Below are 234 nucleotides of genomic sequence, written 5' to 3' on the forward strand. Positions count from 1 at the left end.
TGTTTACCGGTTTCGACCGTTTGAGCGGCGGCTATCAGTTTACAGAGTTCCACGAGTGGATTCCGTTGCTGAAAATAAACTACGCATTGGGCGTGGACGGTATTTCAGTGCTCTTTATCATCTTGTATGCGTTTATTACGCTGTTGGTGGTATTGGCCGGTTGGGAAGTCATTCTGAAACGTCCGGCGGAGTATATGGCAGCGTTCCTGTTTTTGTCGGGTTTGATTATCGGCG

General features: G+C 48.3%; 1 pseudogene. It reads left to right on the forward strand.

The features are described from left to right. A pseudogene (locus ACTHS3_RS18710) lies at positions 1 to 234 on the forward strand (NADH-quinone oxidoreductase subunit M); the annotation flags it as partial.

The sequence above is a fragment of the Neisseria sp. P0009.S007 genome, assembly GCF_051962515.1.